Raw genomic sequence first — 8,982 nt, 5'->3', positions numbered from 1 at the left:
ATGCGGCGGATGGGACGTTCTCATCGGTTCGGGTCTCGGGCGTGGCACTCATGGATTCTCCTCAGGTGATGCCGGTCAGTCGACAGTGACTACAGTGACCCGCACCTCATGACGCGAATCACGACGACTATGCTACGACGTTCCGCACATACGTCAAGCACATGTGTTCACCCTACTCAGAGGAGGATTCTGATCGGTTCCCCTCAGATGGGCAGAGCAGCCCGATCACCTGGAGGTTCGACGACGCCTGCCTCGCACACAAGAACGACCCTGGGCTCGGGCCTGAGCTTCCCTCCGTGATCGGTGGAATCTCAGGCCCGAGCCCAGGGCCGTCATAGCATCGGCAGTCGGGGACTGAGCCGGCGGGCTGCGCTCAGCTCACGCCGTAGGCGAGCAGCGAGTTCGCCCAGTCGTCGATCGCCGGCCAGTCGCGCAGGTCGGCGTCGGTCGGCGCCTGGGCGACCTTCAGCTGCAGCTTCTCGACGAGGCTGAGCGTCGACGCGTCGATCGCCCCGCGGAAGTAGACCACCTCGCGGTGGGGATGCTGCTTCAGCCGCGCCTCCATCGAGGCGTCCAGCACCGGACCGCCGCCGACGGCGAAGAGGAACAGCGGCTTGCCGGAGAGTTCGGTGCGGTTGCTGTCCAGGAACATCGTTCCCGCCCCGTGCAGCTTCTGGCGGTACACCGGCATGCCGACGACGACGTTGTCGGCCTCGTAGAGCCACCGCCCGGCCGCTGAGACGTCCTTGGCATGGGCGGCGACGCCGCGGGCGCTCAGCGTGGTGGCGATGCGCTCGCCGATCTCCGCCGTCGAGCCGTGCTTGCTCGCCGTGACGACCAGTGTGGTCATGGGGTCCTCCGCCTTTCGCCAGCGCTTGTGCGTCTGGAGACGAGCCTATCGAATCCGCGGCCTCCCAGGCGCCTCCTCCCGCTCGACGGCCGAGTCCGGTCGGGCTCTTCCGGCGTCTTCGGCGAGCATACCTTTCTCGGACTTCGCGATGACGCGGGTGCCGGTCAGGTCGCCGGTGACGTTACAGACCGTCCTCCCCATGTCGAGGATCGCATCGATGCCGGCGACCAGGGCGACCGGGCCCATCGGCAGCCCCGCCGAGGTCACCGCCATGGTGAGCATGATCAGCCCCGCGCCGGGGACTCCGGCGGTGCCCACTGAGGCCAGCACCCCGACGGCGGCGACAGTGGCCAGCTGCGCGAGGGTGAGCTGGGCTCCGGTGACGTCGGCGACGAAGACGGTGGCCGCACCGACGTAGATCGCGGTGCCGTCCATGTTGATCGTCGCGCCCAGCGGCAGGGTGAAGGAGTAGACGCCTTTGCCCACGCCCAGCTTCTCGGCCGCCTGGCTGGTGACCGGCAGCGTGCCGCTGGAGGAGCGGGTGACGAAACCGGTGAGCATCGGCTCCTTGGCCGCGCGGAAGAACCGGCCGATCGGAGCGCGGAAGAGCAGCAGGATCACCGTGTAGACCACGATCTGGACGGCGATGCCGCCGTAGACGACGCCGGTGAGCTTGGCCAGCGGCAGCAGCGCATCGGCCCCGGTCTCGCCGACCACCACGGCGATCAGCGCGAAGACGCCGATCGGCGAGTACTGCAGCACGCCGCGGATGATGAGGAAGACCAGCTCGACGCCGCCGTCGACGAACCGCCGCAGATCTGCGGCGAGCGAGGAGAGGCGCTCCTCCTCGCTGTCCTGCAGGAAGGCCAGGGCGACGCCGGCCACGAGCGCGAAGAACATCACCGCGAGGACGCGCCCGTCGGCGAGGGCGGAGAAGATGTTCTCCGGGACGATGTCGGTGAGCACCTGCGACAGAGCCGGGGCGGACTGCTCCTCGACCTCCTCAGTGCCGTCCAGGGTCAGTCCGGCGCCGGGCGAGATTAACAGGGCCAGGCCGATGCCCGCAGTCATCGCGAAGGCGGTGGTCACCAGGTAGTAGATGAACGCCTTGCCGCCGATGCGCCCGAGCGTCGTGGGCGAGACGGAGGCGACCCCGGAGACGAGGGTCAGCAGGATCAGCGGCATGACCAGCATGGACAGCAGCCGCAGGAAGATGTCGCCGAGCGGCTCGATGACCGTGATCGGCTCGCCCACCGCCAGTCCGGCGACGACGCCGAGGACCAGCGCGACGGCGAGCTTCCAGATCAACGGGAAGTCCAGATAGCGCCCCCACGGGGATCGGCGGGGCGGCTCCCCGGAGGAGCCGGAAGGGTCGGCGGCAGAGGTCGTCTGCGGCTCGTCGGCCATGCGTCATCACTCCCCGGGGACCGTCCGGGATCACCGTCGATCCCCGTCTCGGCAACAGGGGCGGACGACAGTGTGACACATGTGACACATGTGACACGAGATGACGGGGATGCGCCGGGGCGGCACCGACGTCGCGCCGACCCGGAGCGAGGATGCGCCTGCGGGCCGGGGAGAACCCCGGCCCGCAGGCGCTCGCCGGGCCGCACGCGAGGCGGCGAGAGGCTCAGTCCAGCGCGGCGCTCACTTCACGCCGCGCAGATCCAGCTGCAGGGTGTCGCCCGCGCCCTCGACCAGGTTCACCGGGATGCCCCAGTCCTGCTGGTAGAGGTGGCAGGCCGCGTGCATCGGGATCTCCTCACCCGGGGCGCCGTCGCAGGCCGCAGCCCGGGCGGTGATGTGCAGCACGCCCTCGCCGACGGTGGGGTCCAGCTGCAGCGTGCGCGTCAGCCCCTCGGAGCTGCCCGCGCCGGAGACGATCAGCTCATCCGGCGAGGAGGAGATCTTCAGCTGCGTCGGGTCGCCGAAGCGGTCGTCGAGCTTCTGGCCGGTGGGCGCGGAGAAGCCGACGGTCAGCGTCAGCTCGCCCGGCGCGACGTCGGTGCTGGGCCGGTGCGACTGCATCGCGCCCTCGTCGACGGTCAGGAACTCCTCCGGGATGGCCACGCGCACCAGCTCGTGGGCGTTGGTCTCGACCACCAGCAGCGTGGAGCCGTCGGCGTCGAGCAGCACGTCGGAGGGTTCCTTCAGCCCGCGGGCGACGGTGGAGACCTCGGCGGGCACCGTGGTGCCGTCGGCGGCCAGGTGCTCGCCGCGGTAGCGGCGGATCGCGCCGTTGTAGGTGTCGGCGACCAGCACCGAGCCGTCGGGCAGCGCGGCCACGCCCAGCGGGTGCTGCAGTCGTGCCTGGGCCGGGTCGCCGTCGCGGAAGCCGAAGTCGAACATCCCCTCGCCGACGATCGTCTCCACGCGCGGCGCCTTCGGGTCCTCGGCGGTGCGCAGCACGCGCAGCGAGGAGGTCTCCGAGTCGGCGATCCAGACGTCGCCGGCCGCGTCCGCGGCCAGCCCGGAGGTCTGGGCGAACCAGGCCTCGTCGGCCGAGCCGTCGGTCAGGCCCTCCAGCCCGGTGCCGGCCAGCACGCGCAGCTCGCCGGTGGTCGGGACGAACTCGAAGATCTGATGGGTGCCGGCCATCGCGACGATCAGCGTGCCGGCGGCCTCGGACCACAGCACGTCCCACGGCGAGGACAGCGAGACCTCCAGCGGCTCGGTGCCCAGGCTGCCGACGCCTGCGGCCTGCTCCTGGGCCACCCGGTCGGAGTCGATCAGCCGCTGCACGCCGTTGCCGGCCACGGTGAGCACCCGGTCGCCGGAGACGTCGATGCCGCGCAGCCGGTGGTTGACGGTGTCGGCGACGACGAGGTCGTAGCCGACCTGCGCGGCGACCTCGGCCGGCAGGATCGCCACGCCCTGCGGCTCGGTGAACAGCGCCTCGGCGGCGGTGCCGTCGCGGTGGCCCTTCTCTCCACCCTCGGGACCGCCGCCCCAGGAGCGGACGACGGTCTCCAGGTCGGCGTCGAGCTCGACGATGCGGTGGTGACCGGTGTCGGCGACCAGGAAGCGACCGGCGGCCGCGGCGTCGTCGTCGGCACCCAGCGGGCGGGTCACCGGCACCGCGGTGCCCGGGAAGCGCAGCGTGCGCGAGACCGGCTCCGGCGGCACATAGGGGCCGTCGCCGCGGTGCAGAGTGCCCTTGGCCTCATGCTCGGCGACGAGCTCCTCGACCAGCGAGTCGAGACCGGCCACGTGACCCTCGCCGGCCAGATGCGCGGCGATGTAGCCCTCGGGGTCGATGACGACCAGCGTCGGCCAGGCGCGGGCCGAGTAGGCCTGCCAGGTGGTCAGGTTCGGGTCGTCGAGCACCGGTCGGGCGATCTCGTAACGCTCGACGGCGGCGGCCAGCGCGTCCGGGTCGGCCTCGTGGTCGAACTTCGGCGAATGCACGCCGACGGTGACCAGCACATCGGAGAAGCGCTCCTCCAGCGGGCGCATCTCGTCGAGCACGTGCAGGCAGTTGATGCAGCAGAAGGTCCAGAAGTCGAGGATGACGATCTTGCCGCGCAGGTCGGCGAGGGTGACCTCCTCTCCGCCGGTGTTCAGCCATCCGCGGCCGACGAGCTCGGAGGCCCGCACCCGATCGGTGCGGCGGATCGTCTCCGTCATGCTGGTGCTCCTTCGTGTGAAGCGCGCGGTGCGCGCGATGCGTGCAACGGGTCGTGAGGGGCGGGCCGGCTCGCGCCGGAGCAGCTCCGACTCAGTCGGCCAGCCCGTCCAGGGTCTCGGCGGCGAGGGCCTCGGCCATCGTGGTGAACTCCGCGGAGCCGGCGGCCGGCTCGCCGATGAAGGACACCATCACCACGTCCTCGCCTCTGCGGATCAACAGGATCTGCGCCGCGGTTGTTCCGTCGGCGTCGGCGCCGTCCTCGGCGGAGTCGGCGAACTCTCGGCTCCAGCGGTAGGCCGCCGTCGTCTCCGGAGCTGCGGACTCCACCGGCTCGACGGCGGCGTCGACGTCCCCGAACTCCAGGGTGAAGTCCTGCTCTGACTGGGTGTAGGTGACCTCCCGGCAGGACTCCAGCAGCTGCTCGACGCGCTCGACATGCTCGGCCACGCGCTCGCCGGCGGCGGCGTCGGCGTCCCCGGGAACCTCGGCGATCTCCAGCGAGCCGGTGCCGGTGAAGGTCTCGGAGCCCAAGTCCACCCGGGCGACGTCGGCGTCGAGCAGCAGCGGCGCCCAGTCGACCGCGGCGAGCGGATCGGCGCAGGCGGCGGGGTCGACCTCCTCGGCGGCGTCGCCGGCCAAGGTCTCGTCGGTCTGCTCACGAAACTGCTCGACCGCCTCGACGGTGGCGTAGCCGGCCTGGTCGAAGCCGAAGCTCGCCGCCCGATCCATCGCCGCCTCGGCCGCGGCGAGCTGCCGCTCGGAGCCGGACCTCGGGCTGTCCTCGCCGGAGGAGGAGCCGCCGTCCGCGGGGTCGTCGGCGCCGGCCCCGCAGCCGGCCAGCAGCATCGCGCCGGCCAGCAGCGGCACGACGACGGCGCCGCGGCGGCCGCGCGGCCCCTCGCCCAGGATGTTCCGGCGGCTCATCCGCGCGGCCCCTGGGGCTGGTGCGGGTCGTTCTCGGCCATGCGGACGAACATCTCGTTGTACTCGCGCAGCGCGGCGTCGTCGGTGCGCTCGGCCTCGCGGTCCTCGCGGCGCATCTGCCGGTCGTCGTCGCGGGACCACTGGATCGCGGCGATCACGGCCAGCAGCATGGTCGGGATCTCGCCGATCCCCCACATCAGCTCGCCGCCGCGCTGCTGGTCCTCCAGCGCGGAGAAGCCCCAGTCGTAGCCCATGTTCCCGAACCAGCCGGCCTGCAGCAGCGACTCCGAGCCGGAGAGCGCCACCGCCAGGAAGGCGTGGAAGGCCATCGTGGCCAGCAGCATCAGCAGACGCAGCGGATGCGGCGGCCGCTTCGGCAGCGGATCCTGGCCGACCATCACCAGCGCGAAGATGTAGCCGGTGAGCAGGAAGTGCACCGTCATGATCAGGTGCCCCAGGTGGTACTCCAGGGCGAAGCCGAAGAAGGCGGTGTAGTAGAAGATCACCAGCGAGCCGGCGAAGTTCGCCGCCGCGACCACCGGATGGGTCACGATCCGCGAGAACCGCGAGTGCACCAGCCACAGGATCCATTCCCGAGTGCCGCGGGTGCCGTCGGCGCGCGCGGGCAGCACGCGCAGCGCCAGAGTGACCGGCGAGCCCATCACCAGGAAGATCGGCACCACCATGGTCAGCGTCATGTGCTGGATCATGTGCCCGGAGAAGAGCACCAGCCCGTAGATCGACGGCCCGCCGGAGGTGACCCAGACCAGCGTCAGCAGCCCGACGACGAAGCTGACGCCGCGGACGATCGACCAGGAGTCGCCGCGGCGGCGCAGCCGCACCACTGAGGCCCAGTACCAGACCGCCAGGCCGACGGCGAGGAAGACCCACAGCCAGTCCAGCCGCCAGAGCGTGAAGTAGTTCGCGAGCTCCGGGGCCGGGGGCAGGTCGTAGCCGGTGATGATGCGCGCCGGCGAGGCCCCCGGCGGCAGGTCCTCGGAGACCGGCGGGGCGGTGCGGCCCAGCACCGTGGAGACCCCGACGACGGCAGACATGATGGCGACCTCGACGGCGACCAGCTGCCAGAGCAGCCCGGTGACGCCGCGCTGGTCGGGCCTCGCGCCGTCGTCGGTCGACCCGACGCCGCGGCGGGCGGCCGGTCCGGCGTGGGCGCCGACCAGCCGCGGGATGATCCAGCTGCGGTGCATCCAGCCGATGCCGGCCAGCGCCAGCACCGCGGCGGCCTTCAACGCGATCATCAGCCCGTAGGGGGTGGTGATCAGCTGGCCCCAGGCGAAGATGCGCAGCTCGGCGTTGACCACTCCGGAGGCCGCGACCAGCACGATCGCGATCCCGGCGATCGTCGAGTAGCGGCGCAGCAGCGTGCCGACCAGCTCCGGGCCGCCCTGGTCGCGGGCGGAGAGCCGCCTCGCCTGGTCGCGCAGCACCGGGGCGAGGAGCAGCAGCACCGCCAGCCCGCCGACCCAGACGACGACGCCGAGCAGGTGCAGCCCCAGCGAGTTCACCGCCGCGATGTGGTCGTCGCCGGAGGAGGAATGTCCGACCAGCGCGATCGGCACGATGCCGGCCAGCCCGAGCGCGGAGAGCACGAAGAGTCCCGGCGTGGAGCGCACGGCGAAGATCAGCATGGTGAACAGCGCCGCGATCGCCGCCACCGTCGCCCAGGCCTGACCGGTGGCGATGGACTCGATGTATCCGAGGAGGCCCTCGTTGAAGGAGTTCTCCCCCGAGACCGGCTGACCGGAGATGTCGGAGAAGGTCAGCACCAGCACTGCGATCGCGGCGACCGTCCAGACCACCGAGGCCGTGGCGGCGATGCGCAGCACGGCGGCGAAGACCGGGTGCTCGGCGCCGTCCTGGCCGCGCCGCCGTCGGCCGCGGGGCCCGACGCGCGCCGGGATCGCCGCGGCGGCCAGCAGCACCGCCGAGATGGCGGTCGCCATGGCCAGGTGGTGGACGAACCGGGCGATCGGCAGGCCCCAGCGGGTCAGCGCACCGGGGTCGACGATCTCGCCGGGCGTCGACAGGCCGGTGAGCAGCCCGGCGACGGCCACGGCGATCAGTCCGAGGCACAGGGCCGCACCCGCCGCCGGCAGCCCGACCGCGCGCACGGCGACGTCGGCTTCGGGGTCGACGCGGGCGTCTCGGGGGCTGCCGGAGGCGGGAGTCATGCGGGCGTCCTCGGTCTCGGGATCGGTCGGAATCGGCCGGTGTCGGTCGGAGTCGGTCGGAGTCGGTCGGAGTCGGTCGGGTCAGCCGCGGTCGCCGGAGTCCGTGCCGGAGTCCCGGCCCGAATCACGCTTCCACCGGTCGACCTGGGTGATCCTGCGCCGGACGAGCACCACCGCGACGATCACCACGGCCAGCGCGCCGGCACCGAAGGCCACCGGCAGCCAGGCCGGCGTCGAGGTCTCCTCGGCGGCGGACTCCGCCGCCTCGGGCGACGCCTCGCCGTCGGCGGCCTGCTGGCCCTCGACCGCGTCGCCGGTCGCCTCGCCGGTCGCCTCGTCGGTCGCCTCGTCGGTCGACTCGTCGGTGGTCTCGTCGGTGGTCTCGGAGGCGGACTCGTCGGCGGAGGGCTCCTCGGTATTGTCCTCAGTGCTGTCCGCGTCGGGCGAGGCGGCGCCGGCCGCGCCGTCCTCGATGGCGAAGGTGTAGGTGTCCTCCTCCTGGTGGCCGTCCGAGTAGACCGCGCGGTAGCGGACCTCGTACTGGCCGGCGGGCAGCTCGTCGTCGACCTCGGTGGTCATCGTGGCGCCGTCGACGGTCGTCTCGCCGTCCCAGCGCTCTCCCTCCGGGCCGGTCAGCCGGATCTCGTTGGTGATGCCCTCGCCGGTGGTGAGCCCGTCGCCGCTGAACTCCAGCTCCACGGCGTCGGGGATCTCGGTGAGGATCTGGCCGGACTCCGGGGTCGCGGAGATCAGCTCGTCGTGCGCCCAGGCCGGGGCGGCGGTCACCGTGCCCAGGGCCAGGGCCGAGGCGCCGGCGAGGCCGGCGAGCGCGGCGCGCCGCGGACCGCGGCGCCGGGGGGTCGTGTCAGGGGTGTGGTGGTCCATCGTGGAGCGTCCTTCGTCTGCAGGTGCATGCGCCGGCCTCCCGCCTCGGGCGGGGGCCTGCCGGGTCAGGTCGGGAACGACGGATGCGGCGGCGGACCACGCACGGTCCCGGGCTCGACGTCGACCCTCAGGAGCATCGGACGACGCGCGGTCCGCGGGAGGAGGACCCGACGCGCGGCGGTCTGGAGTCCGCCGGCGGCCCTCATCAGGATACGCGCCGGACGCAGCGTGAGCAGATCGACCAGCGCGGCCAGCAGCACCTCGCCCCGGCGCAGCAGCAGATAGGTGCCCAGCGCGGCGAGCACATGGGCCGGGAGCATATGCCCCGACGCATGCTGCGCGGCATCGGCGGCGTGACCCGCGTGGGCCGCGTGCTCGACGTCGGCGACGCCGCGCATCGCCGTCGGCGGCGCCGGAAGGACGAACAGCCCGTGCAGCAGCGCCTGGCTGGCTCCCACCGACAGCGCCAGGCGGGTGCGGCTGAGCCGCACCCCCGCCAGGCC

At 72.3% G+C, this 8,982-nt stretch carries 7 protein-coding genes; all 7 read right to left on the bottom strand.

What is annotated here, in order from left to right; all coding sequences use genetic code 11:
* Positions 1–373: 373 nt before the first annotated feature.
* On the bottom strand, positions 374–850 hold the full coding sequence (locus GU5_RS0109340; RefSeq protein WP_010525317.1) for a flavodoxin domain-containing protein: 477 nt from the start codon (positions 848–850) through the stop codon (positions 374–376).
* A 45-nt stretch (positions 851–895) separates the two neighbouring features.
* On the bottom strand, positions 896–2,257 hold the full coding sequence (locus GU5_RS0109335) for a dicarboxylate/amino acid:cation symporter (RefSeq protein WP_010525316.1): 1,362 nt from the start codon (positions 2,255–2,257) through the stop codon (positions 896–898).
* 240 nt (positions 2,258–2,497) lie between these two features.
* Positions 2,498–4,477 (bottom strand): NHL domain-containing thioredoxin family protein, encoded by a 1,980-nt coding sequence (locus GU5_RS0109330; RefSeq protein ID WP_010525315.1) that lies wholly within the window; start codon positions 4,475–4,477, stop codon positions 2,498–2,500.
* A gap of 91 nt (positions 4,478–4,568) precedes the next feature.
* Positions 4,569–5,402, bottom strand: a complete 834-nt coding sequence (locus GU5_RS0109325; protein WP_010525314.1) for a hypothetical protein — start codon at positions 5,400–5,402, stop codon at positions 4,569–4,571.
* Positions 5,399–7,594, bottom strand: coding sequence for a cytochrome c oxidase assembly protein (locus GU5_RS0109320; protein WP_010525313.1), 2,196 nt, complete (start codon positions 7,592–7,594; stop codon positions 5,399–5,401). The genes GU5_RS0109325 and GU5_RS0109320 overlap by 4 nt, the downstream gene beginning before the upstream one ends.
* A gap of 81 nt (positions 7,595–7,675) precedes the next feature.
* The gene (locus tag GU5_RS16395; protein ID WP_010525312.1) at positions 7,676–8,479 is read right to left on the bottom strand and encodes a copper resistance CopC family protein; all 804 of its coding nucleotides are present in this window, start codon (positions 8,477–8,479) and stop codon (positions 7,676–7,678) included.
* 65 nt (positions 8,480–8,544) lie between these two features.
* On the bottom strand, positions 8,545–8,982 hold a 438-nt coding region (locus GU5_RS17295; RefSeq protein ID WP_010525311.1), incomplete at its 5' end, for a hypothetical protein.

It is taken from the genome of Nesterenkonia sp. F (assembly GCF_000220985.1).
In the GTDB taxonomy this organism is placed as follows: domain Bacteria; phylum Actinomycetota; class Actinomycetes; order Actinomycetales; family Micrococcaceae; genus Nesterenkonia.
The sequence above is the reverse complement of the archived record's forward strand: the minus strand, read 5'-3'. Positions and strand labels throughout refer to the sequence as shown.